The sequence below is a fragment of the Streptomyces sp. 11x1 genome (assembly GCF_032598905.1).
Taxonomy (GTDB): Bacteria; Actinomycetota; Actinomycetes; order Streptomycetales; family Streptomycetaceae; genus Streptomyces.
The window spans coordinates 6,069,135-6,088,917 of sequence record NZ_CP122458.1; the positions used below are offsets into that span (position 1 = coordinate 6,069,135).

Genomic DNA, 19,783 nt, shown 5'->3' on the forward strand with positions numbered 1-19,783 from the left:
TTTCCTCCGCGTTTCCGGGCCGCCCAGCGTCGTCCCGGCCCGCAGCACTCGCCCGCCTGCTCGCACCGCCTGCCCCCTCTGCTCGGGGCACTCGCACACCCAGTGGAGTCACTCATGACCGTCAACCAGTCCTCGTCCAGCCCGAAGAGAGCTCTCGGCAGGAGGCGAGCGGCATCGCTGGCCGGATGCGCGGCCACGGTGCTGCTGACCGTGACGGCCTGTGGCGGCGGCGGCACCGCCGGCAAGACCACCAAGGACGGCTTCGCCCAGGCGCCGCAGAAGGACGGGGCGTTGACCGTCTGGGTGGACGCGACCCGGATGGACGCGGCGAAGCTGTACCAGGAGCTGCACCCGGACGTGAAGCTGGACATCGTCAGCTATGACGGCAACGCCAACGGGTCCAACTACCTGCAGACGAAGGTCCAGTTGTTCAACCGCACCGGCAAGGGCTGGCCGGACGTCGTGTTCAGCTCCCAGACCAACGAGGCCTCCTGGGCGGTCGACGCGGGCTTCGCCGCTCCGCTCAACAAGGGTCTGATCCCCGAGTCGACCCTGGGCGAGTTCGCCAAGGGCGCCAACGACGTCTGCACGGTCGACGGCACCGTCTACTGTCTGCGCAACGACCTCTCCCAGGCGGTGCTCTGGTACAACGCCCCGCTGATGAAGAAGTTCGGCTACACGGTGCCGACGACGTGGGAGGAGTACCAGAAGCTCGGCGAGAAGGTGGCCAAGGAGCACCCCGGCTACCTCGTCGGTGACGCGGGTGACGCCTTCACCCCCGAGATCTATCTGTGGGCGAGCAAGTGCGGCGCCAACCACATCACCGGCCCCAAGTCCGTGTCGGTGAACACCACCAGCGAGGCCTGCACCAAGATGGCCAAGCTCCTGGACGTACTGATCAAGAACAAGTCCATGTCCATCAGCGGCGTGTTCAGCACCGACTTCGGCAAGAACAAGGCCGACAAGGTCCTGCTCATGCCGGGCCCGGCCTGGTACGGCGGCGCGGTCTTCAAGGACACCCTCAAGGTCCCCGGCAAGCAGATCGGCGTGGCACCCATGCCGCAGTGGCAGGGTGACGGCGCGCCGTCCACCGGCAACGTCGGCGGCGGCACCTGGCTGCTGTCCCAGCACTCCACCCACATCAAGGCGGCCACCGACTTCCTGAAGTGGGTCACCACCGACAACGCCTACCAGGGGGAGAAGGCGCCCGGCTTCCCGGCCTACGCGCCGGCCGCCGAGACATGGCTGAAGGCGCAGGACGCCTCCGGCTACTTCGCCAGCGACCTGAGCGCGCTCTCGACCGCCTCCTCCCAGGTGTGGCCGGAGTGGGGCTCGGGCAAGTTCAGCCAGGAGGCGATCTGGGCGGCCACCGTCAAGCCGGGCCTGACCCAGGGCAAGACCATCGAATCGCTGCTGCCCGCCTGGCAGGACTCCATCGTCAAGCACGCCGAGTCCAACGGATACAAGGTCGAGCAGTGACCCTCAGCCACTCCCCGTCCCGCTCCGCCGGTCGGCGCCCCCGCGGCACCGACCGGCAGAGCCGGGCCGGCATCGCCTTCGTCGCGGCCTACGTACTGCTCCTGATCGCGTTCGGCATCCTGCCGACCGGGTACGCCGTCTACTTCGCGTTCACCGACGCCGGGGGCACGTTCACCGGCTTCAGCAACTTCGTCACCACCGCACAGGACTTCCGCTTCCTGGACGCCGTCGGCCATGTCGCGCTGTACCTGCTGTTCTGGCTGGTCTCCCTCGTGGTGTTCGTGGTGAGCCTGGCGCTGCTGCTGCACCGCCTCGCCTCGGGCTCCCTCAGCAAGTCCCTGCGCTTCCTCTTCTACATCCCCGGAGCGCTCGCCGGCGCCGCGAGCGTGCTGGTGTGGCTGTTCATGCTCGACCCGACGGTGAGCCCGGTCAGTTCGCTGCTGGGCATGCTGGGGTACGGCACCTTCGGTGAGGTGATCGCGCCCGGCAACCTGCCCCTGCTGTTCACGGTCATCGCGTTCTGGACCGGCGCGGGCGGCTGGATCGTCGTCATCTACGGCGCGCTCAACAACATCCCCACCGACGTCATGGAAGCCGCGCGCATCGACGGCGCGGGCGCCTGGCAGACCGCCTGGCACATCCAGATCCCCATGCTCCGCAAGTGGATCGTGTACATGGTGATCCTGGCCTTCGCGGGCGGTGCGCAGCTCTTCGTGGAGCCGCAGCTGCTGTCCCTGGCCAGTGTGGGCGTGGCCGGACGCGACTACTCGCTGAACCAGCTGACGTACGACTTCGCCTTCCAGATGAACAACGTCAACGGCGCCGCCGCGGTCTCGGTGGAGCTCCTGGTCGTCAGTGTGTCGGCCGCCGCCGTCTTCGTCGCGCGATCGGGGTTCTTCGATGCAGACTAGTTCCCCGCGCCGCCTCCTGCCCCGTCTGCTGACCGGCTCCGTCCTGCTCGTCTTCCTGGTGTTCTTCGTGCTGCCGGTGCTGTGGCTCGTCCTCGCGGCGACCAAGACCGATCAGCAACTCGTCCACGGCAGTCCGCTCTCCTTCGGCTCCTGGCACACCCTCAAGGCCAACTGGGACGCCCTCACCGCGTTCCAGGACAACGCCGTCCTGCAGTGGCTCGGCAACTCGACGCTGTACGCGCTGATCTCGCTCGTCATCACGCTCTGTGTGGCCATCCCGGCGGGCTACGCGCTGGCCATGACCGAGTTCCGCGGACGGCACGCCCTGCTCGTCTCGACCCTGGTCGTGATGCTCATGCCGACCGCCACGCTGGTGGTGCCGCTGTTCCTGGAGATCAACGCGGTCGGTCTGATCGGCACGATGTGGTCGATCATCCTGCCGTACTCGTTCTATCCGTTCGGCGTGTATCTGACGTACATCTACTTCACCACCGCGGTACCGAAGGACCTGCTGGCGGCGGCACGGATGGACGGCTGCTCGGAGTTCGGTGTCTTCCGGCACATCGCGCTGCCGCTGGCGACACCGGTCGTCGCACTCGTCGGGTTCTTCAGCTTCGTCGCCAACTGGACCAACTACTTCCTGCCCTACGTGATGCTGCCCGAGAGCGGCCAGATGCCCATCCAGGTGGGGGTCGGGACCCTGCTCAGCAATGTGCCGTCCTTCAACCCGGCCGTCGGCACGCTCGCGATCGAGCGGCCGCAGCTGGCCCTGGCGACGCTCGTGGCCATCACACCCGTACTGTTCGTCTTCCTCTTCGCGCAGCGCTTCCTGGTCAGCGGGATGCTCGCCGGCGCCACCAAGGAATAGCGGCTCCTCCCCGCCGTCGTCCCCGGCGTGCGCCGTCCCGCCGCCCACCCCGAACGGAGATCCCCCATGCCCTACAGCTCCGCCGACCCCTCTTCGGCCGAGGCCACCCCCTGCGACCAGCCGGCCCCGCCACCCCACATCGAGGCGGGGGTGCCGCTGCTCGAACCGCCCGGCTGGGCGGTGGCCCAGCGGTCCCTGTTCGACCTGCTCGACCACGCCTGGCGGCGCTTCGCCCGCGACTTCACCGGCCCCGACGGACGCCTGAACTACTCCCGTCCGCTGACCACCCGCGACGGCGTGGACGACTTCTACGAGGTGTTCTTCAACTGGCCCCAGCTCTACCTCCTCGGCGGCGCCGACGACCTGCTGCCCGCCAGTGCTAAGCACTGGGAGGGCGTGACCAAGCAGCTCACCGAACTGGACATGCTGCGCGACGAGTACGAACGCGGCTACGACTGGTTCCACCAGGGCGAGAGCCTGCTGCTGCTCTTCTTCCTGTGCATGGCCGACCCCAAGCGCTGGTCCGAACGTGCCCTGCGCTTCGCGGAGTTGTACGTCGACCCGGCCCACGGCAACTACGACCCCGAGCACCGCATCATCACCCGCCCGCACAACGGCAGCGACCCCGACCGCACGGGCCTGTTCGACGGCGACGTCTACCCCTGGCTCCAGAAGGAGGCCGACACCTACGGGTACCCGCTCGAGTGGATCCCCGAGGCGCAGGGCGGCCCGTTCCCGCTCTCCTCCGACCCGCGTCTCGGCGCGCAGATGCGCGACCGGATGGGCGTCGGAGACACCGCGCTCAACCTCGGCGCCACCGGTCTGGTCCTCAACGCCTGGATCCTGACCGGCGACGAGCGCTACCGCGACTGGATCGTCGAGTACGTCGGCGCGTGGCGGGAGCGCACCGAGGCGAACGACGGTGTCATCCCCGACAACGTCAGCCCGGACGGAGTCGTCGGCGGCCTCTTCGAAGGCCGCTGGTACGGCGGCCACTACGGCTGGTCCTGGCCCCACGGCTGGCACAGCATCGGAACCGCGGCCTGCGTGGCGGCGCTCGCGGCGGCGACGGTCACCGGGGACGACGACTTCCTGTCCATGGTCCGCACCACGCTCGACTCGCTCATCGCCCGCGGCAAGGTGATGCCCCACACCGAGGCGGACTCCAGCCTGCCCGCCAAGTGGGCGGTCGAACTCGGCCCGGACGCCGACACCCCCACGCTCCACGTGCCGTTCCGGCACAACGACACCGGCTGGTTCGACTACAACCCGACCACCCCGCCCGTACCGGTGGCCCTGTGGCACCACTCGGCCTCGGACGCCGACCGCGAGCGGCTGGAGGACCTGCGCGAGGCCGAGGCGATCGACTGGCGCACCCTGCGGCCGTTCCGCGCCAAGGAGGAGTCCGGGCACGAGAAGGCGTGGTTCGCCTTCCTCGCCGGCGACGACCCCGGCTATCCCGAGCGCATCCTCGCCACCGCCCAGGCCCAGATCCGCCACCGCCTGCGCCGCGTCGACCGCTACCGCGACCTGGACGTGCCCGAGGCCGACATCCACGTCTGGCAGCAGTCGAACCCCGTGGCCACCGAGGCCCTCGTCCAGCTGACCTGGGGCGGCCCCCAGGTGCTCTACAACGGCGGCCTGCAGCAGGCCCGGCTGCGCTACCACGACGCCGACGCCCGCCGCGCCGGCCTGCCGCAGGACGTGGCCGCGCTGGTCAGCTCCATCGACCCCGAGGCAACCACCGTCGAACTGGTCAACCTCGCCCCCGAGACGGACCGCACCGTGATCGTCCAGGCCGGCGCCTTCGCCGAGCACACCATCACGGCCGTCCGCTACACGACCTGCGCGGACGACGGCTGGATCGGCGACATGTACGACTACGGCCACACCGAGCCGGTCGTCACCGAGGAAGAGCTGTCCTGCGACAGCCCCTTCCTGACCGTCCGGCTGCCCGCGTCCACCCGGATCAAGCTCGTCCTGCGACTGGACCTGCGCGCCAACACCCCCAGCTACCGCACCCCGTTCGACACCGACGCAGGCGAGCCCGCCCCCGGCACGGAGGAGAGCACGGCGTGAAGCGCATCGCCCAGACCATCAGGCTCCGGCCCGAGCACCGGGAGAGGTACCTCGAACTGCACTCCGCCGTCTGGCCCGGGGTGGAGGCGGCCATGCACCGGGCGAACATCCGCAACTTCGGCATCTTCCTCCACGGTGACGTGCTGTTCGGCTACCTCGAGTACCACGGCGACGACTTCGAGGCCGACATGGCTGTCCTCGAAGCCGACCCCGAGACGCAGGAGTGGTGGAAGCTCACCGACCCCTGCCAGGAACCCTGGCCCGACCGGGGCGACTCCCGCCTGTGGACGGAACTGACCGAGATCTGGCACCTCGACCCGCCCGGCGAGGACACCACCGTCTGACCCGGACCGCGCCGGACCGACCCGACTTGGAACCGCCATGACCTCCGCCCCCGTTCTCATCGACGCGCACCACCATCTGTGGGACCTCGACCAGCGCCCGCAGCCCTGGCTCGACGACCCCGGCCTGACGTCGATCCGCCGCACCTTCACCCCCGACGACCTGCGCTCCACCGCGACCCGCCCCGTCGCGGGCCGTCACCTCCACGGCACGGTGGCCGTGCAGTGCGTGCCGGAGGTGCCGGAGACGGAGGACCTGCTCGCCCTCGCGGAGCGGGAGCCGCTGATCGAGGCGGTGGTCGGCTGGGCGGACCTCACGTCGCCGGCGATCGGAGACACGCTCGACCGGCTGATCGCCGGACCGGGCGGCACCTGGCTGCGTTCCCTGCGCCACCTCGTCCAGGGTGAGACGGAACCGGCCTGGCTGCAACGCCCCGATGTCGAACGGGGGCTGGCGGTGGCGAGGGACCGGGGGCTCTCCTACGACGTCCTGGTCCGTAGCCATCAGCTCGACCAGGCGATCCGGCTGGCCGAACGCTTCCCCGACCTGCCACAGGTCCTGAACCACGCCGGCAAGCCGGACATCGCCGGACGTGAACTCGCCACATGGCGAGAACAGGTACGACGGCTGGCCGCGCACGAGCACGTGGTCTGCAAGCTGTCGGGACTGATCACCGAGGCCGACCACGACAGCTGGACCACCTCCGACATCCGCCCGGTCTGGGACGAACTGCTCACGTCCTTCGGCCCGGACCGGCTGATGTTCGGCTCCGACTGGCCGGTCGCCAACCTCGCGGGCGGCTGGAACCGCTGGGCCGCCACCGTGGACGAACTGCTCACCGGCTGCGCGGAGAGCGAGATCCACGCGCTCCTCGCCGGCACCGCGACCGCCTTCTACCGCCTCCCCGCCCGCGACTGACGTACAGCGCCCGGGCCGAGAGGAACTTGGAGAACACGATGACACTCGCCGTCCACTACACGGCTGCCCGCACCCTGGACACGGCCCCCGCATCGAGCGTGGAGCCGGGCCCCGGCGAGGTGGAGCTGGCCCCCGCCTACGTCGGTATCTGCGGCACCGACCTGCACATCTTCCACGGCGACATGGACGCCCGGGTCGCCACGCCCGCCGTCCTGGGGCACGAGATGTCCGGCCGGATCCTCCGGGTCGGTCCGGGCGTGGAGGGCTGGGCGCCCGGCGACGCGGTGACCGTGATGCCGCTGCGCTGGGACGACACCTGCCCCGCCTGCCGGGCCGGTCACCGACACGTCTGCCAGCACCTCGACTTCATCGGCATCGACTCCCCGGGCGCCATGCAGCAGCGCTGGACCGTACCCGCCTCCACCCTGATCCGCCTGCCGGAATCACTCGCACTGGACCGGGCGGCGCTCGTGGAGCCCACCGCGGTGGCCGTCCACGACGTCGGCCGGGCCCGGGTCACCGAGGGCGAGAAGGTCGTGGTCGTCGGCGGCGGGCCGGTCGGGGTGCTGATCGCACTGGTCGCGCAGGCCGCCGGGGCCGAGGTGCGGGTGGTGGAGCTCAGCGCCCACCGCCGTTCGCTGGCCGAGGGACTGGGGCTGGCCACCTGGGATCCGGCCGCGGACGACATCGGCGCCCTGGTCGGCGCGTGGACGGCCGACGCGGGCGCGGATGTCGCGTTCGAGGTGTCCGGTGCGGCCGGCGGTGTGCACACCGCCGTGGAGGTCCTCGGGGTGCGGGGGCGGCTGTGCCTGGTCGCCATCCATCCCCGGCCCCGCGAGGTGAACCTGCACCGCTTCTTCTGGCGCGAACTCACCCTCGTCGGCGCCCGCCTGTACGACCGCTCCGACTTCGAGAAGGCCGTCGCCCTGGTGGCCGACGGCACCGTCCCCGCCGACCGGCTGATCAGCAAGGTCGTCCCCCTCACCCAGGCTCTCGCCGCGTTCGAGGCGCTGGAGAGCGGCGGCGACGTGATGAAGATCCTCCTCGACTGCACCGACGGCACCGACCACTGCGACGACACCCAGGGAGCCGCCGTATGAGCGCCTTCGACCTCACCGGGAAACTCGCCGTCGTCACCGGCGCCCGGCGCGGTATCGGCCGAGCCATGGCCCGCGCCCTCGCCGAAGCCGGAGCCGACATCATCGGCGTCAGCGCCTCCCTGGAGGAGTCCGGCAGCGACGTGGAGAAGGACGTCACCGCCGTGGGCCGCACCTTCGAAGCCCTCCGCACCGACTTCGCCGACCCCGAAGCCGTCCGCGCCCTCGGCGCCGACCTCGCCGGACGCCAACGCCCCGTGGACATCCTCGTCAACAACGCGGGCACCATCCGCCGCGCCCCGGCCGTCCAGCACAGCGACGCCGACTGGGAGTCGGTGCTCCAGGTCAACCTCAGCGCCCAGTTCGTCCTCACCCGCGCCGTCGGCGCCGGCATGGTCGCCCGCGGCCACGGCAAGGTCATCTTCACCGCCTCGCTGCTCAGCTACCAGGGCGGCATCACCGTCCCCGGCTACACCGCCGCCAAGCACGGCATCGCCGGTCTGACCAAGGCCCTGGCCAACGAGTGGGCACCGCACGGCGTCAACGTCAACGCCATAGCCCCCGGCTACATCGCCACCGACAACACCCAGGCCCTCCAGGACGACCCCGTCCGCAGCAGGGCGATCCTGGACCGCATCCCCGCCGGACGCTGGGGCAACCCCGACGACCTGGCGGGCGCCACCGTCTTCCTCGCCTCCGACGCCGCCGCCTACATCCACGGCACCACCCTGCCCGTCGACGGCGGATGGCTCGGCCGATGAGCGGCGGCCCCGACTCCGTACCGGTCCACGTCGACGTCCGCGTCCACGAGGCGGACGTCGTGCGACGCCGGACGGTCGCCCGCACGTCCGTCGCCCTCACCGCCCTCGGGTTCGGCGCGGCGGTGATCGGCAACCTGTACCGCACCACCTCGGCGGCCGACGCGTCGGCCGCCGTCGACGCGGCCTGGGACGCGGGCATCCGGTACTTCGACACCGCGCCGCACTACGGCCTCGGGCTCTCCGAACAGCGCCTCGGGGCGGCCCTGCGGCAGCGCCCTCGGGACGAGTACGTCGTCTCCTCCAAGGTGGGCCGGCTCCTCGTCCCCAACGAGCGTCCCCAGGGCGTCGACAGTGAGGGCTTCGTCGTCCGGGACGACCTGCGCCGGCAGTGGGACTTCAGCCGCGACGGCGTGCTCCGCTCCATCGAGGACTCCCTGCGCCGCACCGGCCTCGACCGGCTCGACATCGTGTACGTGCACGACCCCGACGACCACTGGCGGCAGGCCGCCGACGAGGCCATGCCCGCTCTGGCGGAGCTGCGCGACCAAGGGGTCGTCGGGGCCATCGGCGCCGGCATGAACCAGTCGGCCATGCTCGCCCGTTTCCTGCGGGAGACCGCCGCCGACGTGGTCATGCTCGCCGGGCGCTACACCCTCCTCGACCAGTCGGCGCTGGACGACGTGCTGCCCGCCGCGCGGGAAGCGGGCAAGAGCGTCGTCGCGGCCGGTGTCTTCAACTCGGGGCTGCTCTCGCGTCCACGGCCCGCCGAAGGCATGAAGTACGACTACCAGGACGCTCCCCGGGAGCTGGTCGCCCGCGCACGGGCGATCGCGGAGGTCTGCGAGGAGCACGGCACCAGCCTTCCCGCCGCCGCCATCGCCTTCCCGACCACGCATCCCAGCACCGTCAACGTCACGCTGGGCATGCGTGACCGCGCACAGGTGACGCAGAACGTGGCACTCCAGCGGAGCGCCGTACCCAGGGCGCTCTGGGACGACCTCCGTGACCGAGGGCTGATCAGGCAGGACGTCCCCCTCACCGTCGGCGGTGTCCCTTGATGCCGCCGAGGGGCGAGGGCGCGCGACGTCCGGTCGCCCTCCCCCGACCCGACCGATTACCCGGGCCACTCCGCGTCCGTCGCCGGCGAAACCCGTACCGCTTCCGCCACTGAGGAAGCACTGAAGAAGCACTGAGGAAGTCACCCCCGTCCGCGAAATCGCACCGACCGCACCCCGGAGCCGCCGCATGAACGCTTTCCCGACCGACCGATCCAGCAGGAGGGGCAGACGATGAAGCCCTTCCCCTCCACCGTCCGCAGGCTGTCGGCCGTGCTGGCCATGGGCCTCTGCGCGACGCCGCTGACCTCCCTCACGCTGTCGACCCCGGCCTCGGCCGCGGTCCAGGCCACCTACTACGTCGCCCCCGACGGCAGCGACACCAACGCCGGGACGATCTCCGCGCCGTTCAAGACCCTGCGGCACGCGCGGGACGTCGTACGCACGGTCAACGACGACATGACCGGCGACATCAACGTCTATCTGCGGGGCGGCAACTACCCCGTGAGCAGCACCATCGACTTCACGTCGGCCGACTCCGGGACGAACGGCCACCGTGTCGTGTACGCCGCCTACCAGGACGAGAAGCCGGTGCTGAACGGTGGCGTCCCGGTGGACGGCTGGACCCAGCACAGCGGGAACATCTGGAAGGCGTCGCTGGACCGCGACGACAAGCTCCGCGCGCTCTACGTCGACGGCAAGCGGGCCCAGATGGCCTCGAAGACGATCGACTCGGCCGGATGCCAAGGGACCTACTCCGTCACGGCCGGCCAGGCCCCCTGGGCCTGGGAGTCGGGTTCGCACTGCGACGGGGCCAAGTACAGCCTCTCCGACCTGCCCGCCGTCGCCGCCAACCAGGACGACGTCGAGATCAAGTCGGCCACGACCTGGACCACGGCCATCGTGGGCGTCCGTCAGATCACCACGAGCTCGGACGGCGCCAACCGCGTGGCCCAGTTCCAGCAGCCGGGTGCGGCCATCGCCCAGGCACCGCCGTACGGCCCGTTCAAGGCCGGCGGCAGTCATACGTTCATGAACGCGTTCGAGTTCCTGGACAAGCCGGGCGAGTTCTACTTCAACAAGACCACCCACACGGTGTACTACTACAAGTCCGGCTCCGAGGACATGACCACGGCGGAGGTCTTCGCGCCGAACAACGTGTCCACCCTCCTCAAGATCGCCGGCACGTCGAGGACCGACCACGCGCGGAACATCACGTTCTCCGGGCTCACGGTCGAGCACTCCGACTGGGGCCTGGTCGACGTCGCGGGCTCCGTCTTCCGGCAGTCGACGCAGGGCAACACCACCTCGACCGTGTACGCGAAGAAGAACTTCCACGCGTACACCTACCGCAACGTCGACCTGCCGCCGGGCATCATCCAGATCGAGAACGCCGACGGCATCACCCTGCGGGGCAACACGGTGCAGCACACGGGCGCCGACGGAATCAGCATGGTCAACGACGTGACCGACTCGCAGCTGATCGGCAACGTCACGAATGACATAGGCGGCTCCGCGATCACCGTGGGGCACCCCCAGCACGTGTACATAGGGGACTACACCTCGACCAACAACGAGAAGTACCCGGTGAACGTCGAGGGACTCTGCAAGAACATCTCGATCACGAACAACTACCTCTACGACAGCGGGGCGTTGTTCGAGGCCTCCAGCCCCGTGTCGGCGTACTTCGTGGACTCCCTGTCCGTGGAGCACAACCGGATCGAGAAGTCCCCGTGGGCGGGCATCACCCTCGGCTGGGGATGGTGGAACTTCGACGGTTCGGAGAACTCCATCAATCCCGGGAACCCGACCAGCACGGCGAAGAACAACACGGTCAAGTACAACGAGATCATCGACACGATGCAGACGCTCGGCGACTCCGCCCCCATCTACACCCTGGGAGCGCAGCCGGGAACCGATATCAGCAACAACTACATCCAGGGAGTTCCGGCCGGCCACAAGTACGGCCTGCACCCTGATGAAGGCTCCGCCTTCATCAGCTACCACGACAACGTGCTCGACGTCGACCCGGGCCTGGCGTACACCGTCAACTCCGGCACCTGGGGCAGGCAGCACGACCTGACCATCACCAACAACTACGGCACCCTCAACAAGATCGCCGGCAGGAACGTCCCCAACAGCACGATCACGGACGTGCGGGGGTACGGGGACAACGTGTGGCCGGCGCAGGCGTACAGCATCGCCCTGAACGCGGGTGTGGAGGAGACGTACAAGGACCTCCTCCCCGCCGCGGTCACGGCTGCGCAGGACTACGCGCTGCCCGCGAGCACGTTCGCCGGCACGGGCGTGATGACCGTTCCGGTGCGCAGCCCCAAGGACGCGACCAAGACGCTGTGGCTGGCTCCCGCCGGTACGACGACGTTCGCCGCCGGTCCCACCATGACCAGCGCGAGCGGTACCGCGACGAGCATCCGCGTCCCGCAGACGGCGGGTGACTACCGGCTCTACGTCGTGAACGCCCAGGGGAGCGCGTCCCCCGCGTCGAAGGCCCTCGTGCGGCAGCGCTGGAGCCACGTCGACGACAAGGCCGCGGGCGTGACCTACTCCGGGACCTGGTCGAACTGGAACGACTCGAGGGACATGAACGGGTCCGAGAAGGTCACGGGCACCGCGGGCAACTACGCCGAGTTCTCGTTCACCGGCACGGGCGTGCGGTACCTCAGCATGACGCAGCCGAACATGGGCAAGGTGGACGTCTACATCGACGGCACCCTGACCCAGGCGGGCATCGACGCCTACGCCCCGACGGTGACGAAGCAGGTGCCGCTGTTCGAGAAGACCAACCTGGCCGCGGGCCCGCACACGATCAAGGTGGTGTGCACCGGCACGAAGAACGCTTCCGCGTCCAACACCATCTGCGCGCTGGACGCGTTCGCCTCCATCCAGTTCCCGGCGAAGAACGCCAACTACAAGATGGTCAACAAGGGCAGCAACAAGGCGATCGAATTGTCGGGCGCATCGCTGACCGCCGGAGCCAACGTGATCCAGTGGACCGACAACGGAAGCGGGAACCAGAACTGGCGCTTCGTCCCGGTGGGTGACGGCAGTTACGAGATCGTCAGCCGGAACAGTGGCCTGCTCATGGACGTCAGCGGTGCCTCGACCGCGGACGGCGCGACCGTCATCCAGTCGTCCGACACCAACGCCGCGAACCAGCGCTGGACACTGGTCGCCGACGGAAACGGCTACTACAAGATCAAGAACGTGAACAGCGACAAGGTGCTCGACGTGTCCTCGGGCGGCACCCAACTCGTCCAGAACCCGGACACGAACGCCAACAGCCAGCTGTGGAAGGTGGTCAACGTGGACTGACCCTTCACCACCGCGACCCCCGGCGGGCGATGCTCCGGGGGTCGCGGGGGCGTCCGCATCGCCCCACCGCGCCGGCACCGCATGCGGCAGTGGGCCGCCCGCGTCGAAGCGGGGGAGCGGTGGCCCGCCGCGTGGCCGAGTCCGCCGGCCTTCGCGTGATCCGCTTGCACGACGCTCGGCACGGCACGGCCACTCTCCTCACGGCGGCCGGGGTCGCGCCCCGCGTCGTGATGATGGAGATCCTCGGAAACAGCCAGATCAGCATCACCACGGACCTCTACTCGCACGGCTACACGCACGTCGTGCAGCCCACTTCGAGGACATCGCCGAGTGGCTCGCGGATCTGCTGTCCGAGGCGACCGGCGGCAGGAAGCTCAGCCCCCGGTCGGTCGGCAAGGCGTATGTCGTCCTCAGCCGCGTTCTCGGCTACGCGGTCAAGGCCCGTCGTCTGGCGGCCAACCCGGCTGTCGGCGTGCTCCTGCCGAAGGCGATGCCCGCTGATCACGTGTACCTCGACGACATGCAGGTCGACGCGCTGGCTAACGCTTCGGCGCCTACCGGGTGTTCATCCTGCTGCTGGCCTACACCGGACTGCGCTGGGGCGAGGCATCCGCGCTCAAGGTGGGCCGCGTCGACCTGGACGCCTGTCGGGCCCACATCGTGGAGGCGTACGCCGAGGACAACGGCAAGCTCTACCTCGCCACCCCCAAGAACCACGAGCGCCGGTCCGTACCGATCCCGCGGTTCCTGGCCGACGAGCTGAAGCCCCACGTCAAGGGGAGGGGAGATGACGACTTGCTCTTCACCGCCCCGCAGGGCGGGCCGCTGCGGGCCCGCAACTTCCGTCAGCGGTTCTTCGCGCCGGCGGTCGTAAAGGCCGGGCTGGGCCATCTCAAGGTCACCCCGCACAAGCTGCGCCACACGGCGGCCTCGCTCGCCATCGCCGGCGGCGCGGACGTCAACGTCGTACAGACGATGCTGGGCCACAAGTCCGCGACGCTGACCCTGGACACCTACGGGCACCTCTTTCCCGACCGCCTGGACGAGGTCTCGAAGAAGATGCACAAGCGCCGGTCCAAGCAACTGGCCAAGGCGAAGGCCAAGCTGGAGAAAGCGGAGCGGAAGGCCCGTGAGGCCGCCGAGGCCGTGGCCGCCCTGGAGGAAGACGCCGCGTGATGTGTGCCTACAGTCGCCACCGAGGCGACCACCGGTCTGCTGCGCCGGCCGAGGCCGGCGGACGCCGGCCTCGGCACCACCGGCCCGAGAGCGATCACCGCAGTCCTCTCACCAGGGGCGAACCGCTCACCTGCCTCGTACCGGATCCGCTCACGAAGCCGTCGCCTCTCGGCGGCCAGCCTGCCACCCTGCGCGTACCGCATACCACCGGCCTACCGCAGAGATCACCACCCGTCACCACCCCCGACAACACCCCGGAGGAAGTCAGTAACCCGTGCCGGGGCGCCGTAACCGAAGGGGGCATCCCACCGCGCTGATGCGGTGGGGTGCCCCCCTGCGTCTCCCTCGGATCAGGTCAGTCGCGGCCGGCGGCTTTCCTCCCAGAACCGGTCCATCGCAGCAGCCGCCGCATGCCGAGCCAACCGCTCCATCCTCTCGGGCACCTCGCGCTCGTCGAGGACGAAGAGCCTTCCACCGACGAGACGGGTGGTCGTCTTCCATCCGAGACGCCGTCCCGCCTCCCTGGCGGCACGCCGGACGTCCTTGAGCTCGCCCATCTCCGCAAGATCGTCAGCGCCAAGGATCAGCTGCCCGTAGTATCCCTCGTACTCCGGCCTCAGCGCGGCCGGCATCATCGACTCAAGTCGGTCGATCAGCCTCTCGTGCCGGCGGCGAGTCAGCTCGTCCTTCGCGGCCATATCGCACAGCTCCCACCTCTGCCCGCAGCCGCATGTGTGCCATATGTGACTGCGAGGACGAAGGCCCTCCCGTCCGATGGACGGAAGGGCCTCTGACCGGGTGTTTCTCTGTGCCCCCGGCAGGATTCGAACCTGCGACACCCGCTTTAGGAGTGGGATCGGGTTCTTGCCGGGCGGTACCTGACCGTGCCGCGTCCTGCTGATTCGCCTGATCACCCTCACGCGGCATGGAGGCAAGGACCAGCGTGTGACGGCTCGTCTCGCGCCGTCCGCTCACGCATCGCTCACGCGTGTGGCGCCTGTAAATGTGTGATGTTGTCTACGTATCAGCCTGAACCGCCCTGGGCCCGTATGCCACCGACACCGAGGGACGAGGCAGCCGCGAGTCTGTCCGCCGCCAGCTGGGACGGTCGGCTGGGCGATGCCCTGAAGCCCCCGGCGACCCGGTGGATGGACCACCAGTGCGAAGCGCTGCACACCACCTAACACGACCTCGGTCGGAAGACGTGGGACACATGGTCCGCGTACACAGGTGCTGAGCGCGTCACACGGCGACGTTCAACGGCGCGCACGCCGACATCCGCGCCGCTTTCGGCTGACGCACGCGCAGCCGACGTCGAACCGTCCCAACCAAACCAACGGGGTCACCACCGTGACGATCACCTACGCGCAGCTCGACCACCTCAACCTGTCCCACCTCGTCCACGACCTCACCGCGTGGAAAGAGGCGGTTGCGGAAGACGAAGGAGGTGGACGACTCCCACGGGCCCAAGGCGCAGAAGCCCTTCGAGGCCGCTGGATGCACGGATCCGCCGACCGGTCTCCGATGCGCCGTGGGCGCTGTTGTCTGCTGTCACACACGCCACAGGGTGGTGTCCCGCCAGGTGGTGTAGGCGGTTCAAGGCGCCGGAATCCGCAGGTCATCGCCGCAGCGGCGTGCTTCAGGGCCGCGCATGGCGCTGACGGCAGGTCAGCCGCTGCGCGACCCGGGAGCCGTGCCCATGGGGCGGCCGACGCGCGGCTTACCGGAACGCGTCGAGCAAGGTCGCCTACACCACGAAGCGGGACACGACCCGCCACAGGCCGCTGCCGGGCCTGTAATGCTCAGGAAATGCCGTAGACATCGGGACGACGAGACGGCGGCTTAGCCTCTGACTTGGGGTGGTTGTCGATGGGAGATGTTCTCGCGGTACAGCCCGGCCGTATACCGGCCGTTGGACTCGGCCCGATGCTGAACGCGGCCAGGCTCCGGCACGGTTGGCGGTTACGCGAAGCCGCACGGCCGCTCGGCCTGTCCGCTTCCTACCTGCACGATGCGGAAGCCGGACCGTGCCGGCCGTCGCGGGCTGTCGCCGAACTGCTCGCCGACGGGCTGCAGCTCAACGACGCTGCGCGTGCCCACCTGTTCGCCTGCGGCGATGTCGCGGACCTCGGCCACTCCGCGGGGCGCGCAACCCGACTCAGAGGACCAGGAGCCGCGCCGAGGTACTGGGTTGTGAACCCGTTCGTTGCGGCGTCTTCGACAGGAGCCCCCACGCACGGGCCTCGCGCTGTGCTGGTTCGTGGGCGGTGGTCGGCACGTGATCTCGGCGGGGTGAGAGGCGACAGTGAGCGGACACGATGAGCCTGCGGAGCGACGTTCGGTGGACGGGCATCCCGCCGATCGCTGGCAGCGGGTGCTGAGTCACCGTGAGTCCTTGCTGAAGGTGGCGCGACGGCGGTCCATGAATGTGGACGACGCCGAGGACGCGGTACACGAAGCCATGGTCCGTGCGGCGGAAAACGCCAACGTGGACGACGCCCGGCTGGGCGCGTGGCTGACATCGGTGACGATACGGCTGTGCGTCGACCGGTATCGGCAGATCAACCGCGAGGCCGATGTTCACGCCCGTTCGGCGCGCGCCGCGGCCGGACCCGCCACGGTGGAGGAGGCGGTGTGCGACCAGGCGGAGGCGAAGTGGCTTGCCGGCCACAGCGCGGACCTTCCGCTACGCCAGGCGGAGGTGCTGAGCCTGCGGGCGCAGGGCTTTGACCTCGCACAGATTTCGCAGCGCACCGGACTCAGCTACCAGGCGGTTCGGTCGCTTCTGGCCAGGGCCCGCAGGGCGCTCCGCGCCGTACTGGAGGCGACACTGGTTCTCGCCGTCTGGGTGTGGCGCGGGCGGCCGCGAGTGGTGAAGGAAGCCGCGCAGACATCCGCGCAGACAGCCGCGTTGGCGTCCGTGGCGGTGACCCTGACGGTGGCGGGACTGGCCCTGAGCGCACCTTCCGAAGCGGAGACCGAGGAGGATCCGCTTTCGCGGCGTCCGTACGTGACGCATCTCCCCGCCGGTCCGGGGCCCTCGGCGGGGCGAGAACCGATTCCGTCCGAGACGGCCTTGTCCGGTCTTCCCGTCGGGCTCGGGGACGGTCCGGCGTCGCGGACGGCCGTGGGTCCCCTGCCGCCGGCGTCCGCGGCCCCGTCGAACCTGCGGGGCACTGTTCTGCCAACCCTGCCAACTTTGGCCGCCCTGCCAACTTTGCCTGCCCTGCCCGCCTTGCCTGCCCTGCCTGCCTTGCCCGCCTTGCCTGCCCTGCCGGAAGGCCCCGAACTGGCTCTGCCGACGGGGCCGGACGTGTCCGCCGTAGTCCCGTCCCGGCTGCCGGTTCCGCTGCTCGACCCATCGGGGCCGGCCCCGCTCGATCGAGCCGGGCCGTGCGCTTGCCACATTGCTGCCGGACCGCTGACGACGGGAATGCGGCCGCCGCCTCGGCGCTGAGGGCACAGCGTCCGCGCACTCTCTCGAAAAAATCTCTCCTCTCGTGCGACTCACGCGCCGCACGTCCCCGTAGAGCAGGTGACGTATCCACGCCGCTGCCGCCAAGGCGGCTCTGTGAGGAGGCGAGTTGCGCGTGACTCGATGCAGGAGCCGAACCGGCAGCCGCAGCCACAGGTTCTCCGCCGACCAGGCACGCGAGGCCGCGCCGCGCTTCGTCCAGGACAGCGTCTCCGGTTTCTCCGCCGACCGGCAGCTCGTCGGCCAGGAGGCCGTCAGCCACCTGGACGGTGACGCGCTGCGGCCGCCCCGTCGGCGGGCCATCGCAGCGGGCGAGGCCGGTGCCCGTGCAGTCACCGCGGAGGTGGACCGCTGCACCGCTGCCGTCGTCCGTCTGTCCGCCGCTCCGGGAACAGCCGATGCGGCGGCCTTCCCCGTCAGTTCCGAAGACGCGAGCGCCGCAACACGGGCGGCCCTGGGAGACGAACACCTTCCCACGGCCGCCGCCGGTGACACCCGGCATGCCGGCCGAAGGACCGTCCCTATCGACCATTGCCTGAGCGGACGCGCCGAAGCTCTGTTCCATGACATCGAACGCCTCGAAACCGATGCCCGCACCCGAGCTGTGCCCGGACGGCGGGGCGCGTACGGGATCGACGTCGATCGCAGTCTTCCCGTGGCCGTGGCCGTGGCCGTGGCCGTGGGCGTACCGCGCACCGTGGCCCGGTACCGCTACGGGGGCGAGGTGGCCATCACCGATGTCGAGGAAGCGCCGAGCGGCGCCGAACCGGGCGGCACTCCGCCCGCCGGCATCCGCACGTCGACCAAGTTCCGCACCACGCACGAGGCCTCCATTCCGGACCCGTACATTGACTCCCCCGGCGATGGAATCGGGCGTGAAAGCGGCAGCTGCTCCGAATACCGGTTTTCACGGCGACGACCTGGGGATGATGTACGACACGGGAAATTTCCGGTGCCGAGGCCGCGGCACACCGCTACCGGCCGAATCCCTGAACGTTCACACCGAAGGGCATCAGTCCGACCCCACGCCACATGAAGATCAGTGGCAGTTCCCATGTCCGACTCCCGGCGCACCGCAACTGGAGTTGATTTCTCCGTCCGACTGTTGCGGAACGACGGGGGCCACGCCCGCGCGGTGGTCGAGCGCAACGTTGGCAGCCCATATCGCAATCCCGGTCTCCGGTATCGGCCATGCCAATCAGTGCGACATCCACCAGAACGGTTCGCGCTGGATCCACCGTGATCACGGCAACATTCCCGATAACCAGCTCCATGGCTACGGCCAGTATCCCGGCGGGATGTACGTGCTCGACCTGATCTTCGGAAATCACCCGGTGGTGCCATAAGTGCCCTGTCCCGGTTGTGTGCCGAGTCTGATCGGCGGTGCCACCCAGTCGGGCTGCCTACTCGTGTCGGAGAAATTCTTGGTCGAAGCGCCGACTTCTGTTCGCATAATAAGCTGGACTCTCGGTGTCGTTTTCCTTTTCCCTCTCTCCTTGTCTTCCTGTGTTTTGGCGGCCGGGTGCCGTCCCGACGGTCCAGCTCCGGGGCGTCGGCGGGTGTCGAGGAGTGAGGCGCCCGGCATCTGCTCACCGTCACTCTGCGCCAGGCTGCACGACACTTGAGCAGGACACATCGGTGAACTGGCCTTTGGCGGTCCGCTTGTCGACGACCCGGCCGTCGATGCGAATGGAGCAGGAGACCGACCCGGCCTTCCCGCCCGCCGCCATCACCTGCGCCACGGCCGCCCCGGGGCCTGCCGTGATGGTGACTTCCTCCTTCCACGGGAGTTTGGCGTTGTCCACGCTCTTGTCGTTGTTGATGCCGTTCGCCCGGTAAGTGATCAGTGCTGACGTGGAGCCGGGGCTCGTGACCTGGTAGACGACCGTGTGCCGCGTGGGCTGGAGAGCCTGCCGCGCGCGCTCCTCAAGGCTTGGTTCCCCGGGGTCGCCGGCGGCCGCGAGGACGGTGGCGACCCCGGCAGTGGCGAGCAGCAGGACGCCGAGTGACCAGAGGAACCATCTGGCGCGGTGACCGTCTCGTGCGGGAGGCATGGGAATTCTCGCTTTCTGTCCTGTGCGGCCGGTCGGGCACGGCCGAATCCGGTGAATCGCGGAGGGCCGAGCATGGCCCTGGGGTGTCGACGGACCGTGTGTTCGAGCTGTCATGGTGGCATTCAGTCGGCTCCCTTGACCAGTGTTCACGGAATTAATCCTGACTAAGGCTGACGGCCCTGCGTTCGATCCCGTTGGTAACCGGTTCTGCTGGGGTCGTCATGGTCCTTCCATG

At 69.3% G+C, this 19,783-nt stretch carries 17 protein-coding genes, 1 tRNA gene and 1 pseudogene; 16 read left to right on the forward strand and 3 right to left on the reverse strand.

Annotation, left to right across the window (positions count from 1 at the left end; all coding sequences use genetic code 11):
- The first annotated feature begins 114 nt into the window (after window positions 1-114).
- From P8T65_RS26775 to P8T65_RS26830, 12 genes and pseudogenes are all read left to right on the forward strand, one after another.
- Window positions 115-1,479 (forward strand): ABC transporter substrate-binding protein, encoded by a 1,365-nt coding sequence (locus tag P8T65_RS26775; protein WP_316727779.1) that lies wholly within the window; start codon window positions 115-117, stop codon window positions 1,477-1,479.
- The gene (locus P8T65_RS26780) at window positions 1,476-2,390 is read left to right on the forward strand and encodes a sugar ABC transporter permease (RefSeq protein ID WP_316727780.1); all 915 of its coding nucleotides are present in this window, start codon (window positions 1,476-1,478) and stop codon (window positions 2,388-2,390) included. Before P8T65_RS26775 ends, P8T65_RS26780 begins: the two co-directional genes overlap by 4 nt.
- Entirely contained in the window at window positions 2,380-3,258 is an 879-nt protein-coding gene (locus P8T65_RS26785) for a carbohydrate ABC transporter permease (RefSeq protein WP_316727781.1), read from the forward strand. The genes P8T65_RS26780 and P8T65_RS26785 overlap by 11 nt, the downstream gene beginning before the upstream one ends.
- 66 nt (window positions 3,259-3,324) lie before the next feature.
- Window positions 3,325-5,337, forward strand: a complete 2,013-nt coding sequence (locus P8T65_RS26790) for a hypothetical protein (protein ID WP_316727782.1) — start codon at window positions 3,325-3,327, stop codon at window positions 5,335-5,337.
- A complete protein-coding gene (locus P8T65_RS26795) occupies window positions 5,334-5,681 on the forward strand; it encodes an L-rhamnose mutarotase (protein WP_316727783.1) in 348 nt (115 codons plus the stop codon). Before P8T65_RS26790 ends, P8T65_RS26795 begins: the two co-directional genes overlap by 4 nt.
- A 37-nt stretch (window positions 5,682-5,718) precedes the next feature.
- Window positions 5,719-6,597, forward strand: coding sequence for an amidohydrolase family protein (locus tag P8T65_RS26800; protein ID WP_316727784.1), 879 nt, complete (start codon window positions 5,719-5,721; stop codon window positions 6,595-6,597).
- A gap of 38 nt (window positions 6,598-6,635) precedes the next feature.
- A complete protein-coding gene (locus P8T65_RS26805) occupies window positions 6,636-7,697 on the forward strand; it encodes an alcohol dehydrogenase catalytic domain-containing protein (RefSeq protein ID WP_316727785.1) in 1,062 nt (353 codons plus the stop codon).
- Window positions 7,694-8,455 (forward strand): SDR family oxidoreductase, encoded by a 762-nt coding sequence (locus P8T65_RS26810; protein WP_316727786.1) that lies wholly within the window; start codon window positions 7,694-7,696, stop codon window positions 8,453-8,455. Before P8T65_RS26805 ends, P8T65_RS26810 begins: the two co-directional genes overlap by 4 nt.
- Window positions 8,452-9,513, forward strand: coding sequence for an aldo/keto reductase (locus P8T65_RS26815; protein ID WP_399100335.1), 1,062 nt, complete (start codon window positions 8,452-8,454; stop codon window positions 9,511-9,513). The genes P8T65_RS26810 and P8T65_RS26815 overlap by 4 nt, the downstream gene beginning before the upstream one ends.
- A 231-nt stretch (window positions 9,514-9,744) precedes the next feature.
- Window positions 9,745-12,843: an RICIN domain-containing protein gene (locus tag P8T65_RS26820; RefSeq protein ID WP_316727787.1), complete on the forward strand. Its 3,099-nt coding sequence runs from the start codon at window positions 9,745-9,747 to the stop codon at window positions 12,841-12,843.
- A 57-nt stretch (window positions 12,844-12,900) separates the two neighbouring features.
- A pseudogene (locus tag P8T65_RS26825) lies at window positions 12,901-13,211 on the forward strand (site-specific integrase); the annotation flags it as partial.
- Window positions 13,212-13,404: 193 nt separating this feature from the next.
- Entirely contained in the window at window positions 13,405-14,019 is a 615-nt protein-coding gene (locus P8T65_RS26830) for a site-specific integrase (RefSeq protein WP_316727788.1), read from the forward strand.
- A gap of 350 nt (window positions 14,020-14,369) precedes the next feature.
- Here the strand turns inward: P8T65_RS26830 and P8T65_RS26835 are convergent, their stop codons facing one another.
- The gene (locus P8T65_RS26835; protein ID WP_316727789.1) at window positions 14,370-14,717 is read right to left on the reverse strand and encodes a hypothetical protein; all 348 of its coding nucleotides are present in this window, start codon (window positions 14,715-14,717) and stop codon (window positions 14,370-14,372) included.
- Window positions 14,718-14,828: 111 nt separating this feature from the next.
- Window positions 14,829-14,892: transfer RNA gene (locus tag P8T65_RS26840), tRNA-Ser, on the reverse strand.
- A 1,053-nt stretch (window positions 14,893-15,945) separates the two neighbouring features.
- Here P8T65_RS26840 and P8T65_RS47385 point away from each other — a divergent pair.
- The 4 genes from P8T65_RS47385 to P8T65_RS26855 all read left to right on the forward strand — a co-directional run bounded on the left by P8T65_RS47385 (window position 15,946) and on the right by P8T65_RS26855 (window position 18,840).
- Window positions 15,946-16,341: a helix-turn-helix domain-containing protein gene (locus tag P8T65_RS47385; RefSeq protein WP_399100340.1), complete on the forward strand. Its 396-nt coding sequence runs from the start codon at window positions 15,946-15,948 to the stop codon at window positions 16,339-16,341.
- A gap of 19 nt (window positions 16,342-16,360) precedes the next feature.
- On the forward strand, window positions 16,361-17,476 hold the full coding sequence (locus P8T65_RS26845) for a sigma-70 family RNA polymerase sigma factor (RefSeq protein ID WP_316727790.1): 1,116 nt from the start codon (window positions 16,361-16,363) through the stop codon (window positions 17,474-17,476).
- Window positions 17,477-17,603: 127 nt separating this feature from the next.
- On the forward strand, window positions 17,604-18,530 hold the full coding sequence (locus P8T65_RS26850) for a hypothetical protein (protein WP_316727791.1): 927 nt from the start codon (window positions 17,604-17,606) through the stop codon (window positions 18,528-18,530).
- A 115-nt stretch (window positions 18,531-18,645) separates the two neighbouring features.
- The gene (locus P8T65_RS26855) at window positions 18,646-18,840 is read left to right on the forward strand and encodes a hypothetical protein (protein WP_316727792.1); all 195 of its coding nucleotides are present in this window, start codon (window positions 18,646-18,648) and stop codon (window positions 18,838-18,840) included.
- A gap of 249 nt (window positions 18,841-19,089) precedes the next feature.
- On the opposite strand, the gene P8T65_RS26860 is transcribed toward P8T65_RS26855, so the two are convergent.
- Complete coding sequence (locus tag P8T65_RS26860) at window positions 19,090-19,548, reverse strand: MmpS family transport accessory protein (protein ID WP_316727793.1); 459 nt, start codon at window positions 19,546-19,548, stop codon at window positions 19,090-19,092.
- Window positions 19,549-19,783 lie beyond the last annotated feature (235 nt).

Coding starts and splice junctions, on each gene's coding strand:
- P8T65_RS26820 (WP_316727787.1), top strand. CDS start 9,745: ATGAAGCCCTTCCCCTCCACCGTCCGCAGGCTGTCGGCCGTGCTGGCC.
- P8T65_RS26835 (WP_316727789.1), bottom strand. CDS start 14,717: ATGGCCGCGAAGGACGAGCTGACTCGCCGCCGGCACGAGAGGCTGATC.
- P8T65_RS26860 (WP_316727793.1), bottom strand. CDS start 19,548: ATGCCTCCCGCACGAGACGGTCACCGCGCCAGATGGTTCCTCTGGTCA.
- P8T65_RS26785 (WP_316727781.1), top strand. CDS start 2,380: ATGCAGACTAGTTCCCCGCGCCGCCTCCTGCCCCGTCTGCTGACCGGC.
- P8T65_RS26815 (WP_399100335.1), top strand. CDS start 8,452: ATGAGCGGCGGCCCCGACTCCGTACCGGTCCACGTCGACGTCCGCGTC.
- P8T65_RS47385 (WP_399100340.1), top strand. CDS start 15,946: ATGCTGAACGCGGCCAGGCTCCGGCACGGTTGGCGGTTACGCGAAGCC.
- P8T65_RS26805 (WP_316727785.1), top strand. CDS start 6,636: ATGACACTCGCCGTCCACTACACGGCTGCCCGCACCCTGGACACGGCC.
- P8T65_RS26810 (WP_316727786.1), top strand. CDS start 7,694: ATGAGCGCCTTCGACCTCACCGGGAAACTCGCCGTCGTCACCGGCGCC.
- P8T65_RS26800 (WP_316727784.1), top strand. CDS start 5,719: ATGACCTCCGCCCCCGTTCTCATCGACGCGCACCACCATCTGTGGGAC.
- P8T65_RS26790 (WP_316727782.1), top strand. CDS start 3,325: ATGCCCTACAGCTCCGCCGACCCCTCTTCGGCCGAGGCCACCCCCTGC.
- P8T65_RS26775 (WP_316727779.1), top strand. CDS start 115: ATGACCGTCAACCAGTCCTCGTCCAGCCCGAAGAGAGCTCTCGGCAGG.